Source organism: Mycobacterium sp. OAE908, assembly GCF_017872775.1.
GTDB lineage: Bacteria > Actinomycetota > Actinomycetes > Mycobacteriales > Mycobacteriaceae > Mycobacterium.
The window spans coordinates 1-1,156 of the sequence record NZ_JAGGJL010000007.1 but is presented as its reverse complement, the minus strand read 5'-3'; the positions used below and the strand labels follow the sequence as shown (position 1 = coordinate 1,156).

Annotated in this window: 1 pseudogene; it reads left to right on the top strand. The window is 66.0% G+C overall.

Annotation, left to right across the window (positions count from 1 at the left end):
• Window positions 1–178: 178 nt before the first annotated feature.
• Window positions 179–1,156: pseudogene (locus J3E61_RS34340) on the top strand (acetyl-CoA acetyltransferase); the annotation flags it as partial.

The following is a 1,156-nucleotide window of genomic DNA, read 5'->3' as shown; positions in this document are numbered from 1 at the left end:
CGACGTTCTCGCCGAGAAGGGCAACAAGGGAGCGCAGGAATTAGCCACCTATTGGGTAGGTCAAGGCGTGGGACTGATGAACAAGGTCAGGCCGGCCCGTGAGGTGGTGCGGGACATGATCGAGGACTACCTGGATGCGGTGGACCGCCTCGCAGGTTCTGTGCAGGGCTGAATATCGTTGACAGCAGACATCGCCTCCATCGATCCGCGGACGCCTGTGGTGGTCGGCGTCGGGCAAGCCGCCGAACGGATCGACGACGCTGATTATCGTGGCCTGTCGCCGATCGACCTGGCGGTCGCGGCCGCGCGTGCGGCGGTCACGGACACCGGCGCGGATTCGGCGACCGTCATCGCAACGATCGACACGATCGCGTGCACCCGCCAGGTCGAGGATTCGACGCCCGGCGCGCCGGCGCCCCTCGGCAAGTCCACGAAATACCCGGTCTCGGTGGGCAATCGACTCGGGGCGGCTGCCAAGCGGGCGGTCCTCGAGATCGCCGGTGGACAGTCGCCGCAGCACCTGGTCACCGAGTTCAGTCGCGAAATACTAGTCGGTAACGCCGACGTCGTGCTGCTGGCCGGGGCTGAGGCGATATCCACGATCCGTCATCTTGCAAAGTCGGATAACAAGCCCGACTTCTCCGATGACCCGGACGATCCCGCGGGCCGCTACGAGGACCGCGGATTTGGACTGGCCGGCTTGGTCGGCACGGAACTCGTAGCCCATGGGCTGACGGGCGCACCCGCCCAGTATGCGTTGCTGGAAAACGCGCGTCGTGCGCCACGAGGAGAGAGTCGGGACAAGTATTCAGCCGCCATGGGCGCGCTCTTCGCGCCTTTCACCAAAGTGGCAGCCGCAAACCCACTCTCGGCCGCTCCCGAGGTGCGCACCGCCGAAGAACTCACCGCGGTCACGGAGCGCAACCGGATGATCGCCGATCCCTACCCGCGTTTCCTCGTCGCCAGAGACCAAGTGAACCAGGGTGCCGCCGTACTGCTGATGTCGGTCGAGTCGGCCCAGCGAATCGGCGTGGACGAGGCAAAGTGGGTGTTCCTGCACGGTCAGGCCGACCTGCGAGATCGAAGCCTGCTGCAGCGTCCGGACTTAGCCGAGGGACCGGCAGCGGTCAGCGCCGTCCGGCACGCCCTCGAAGTC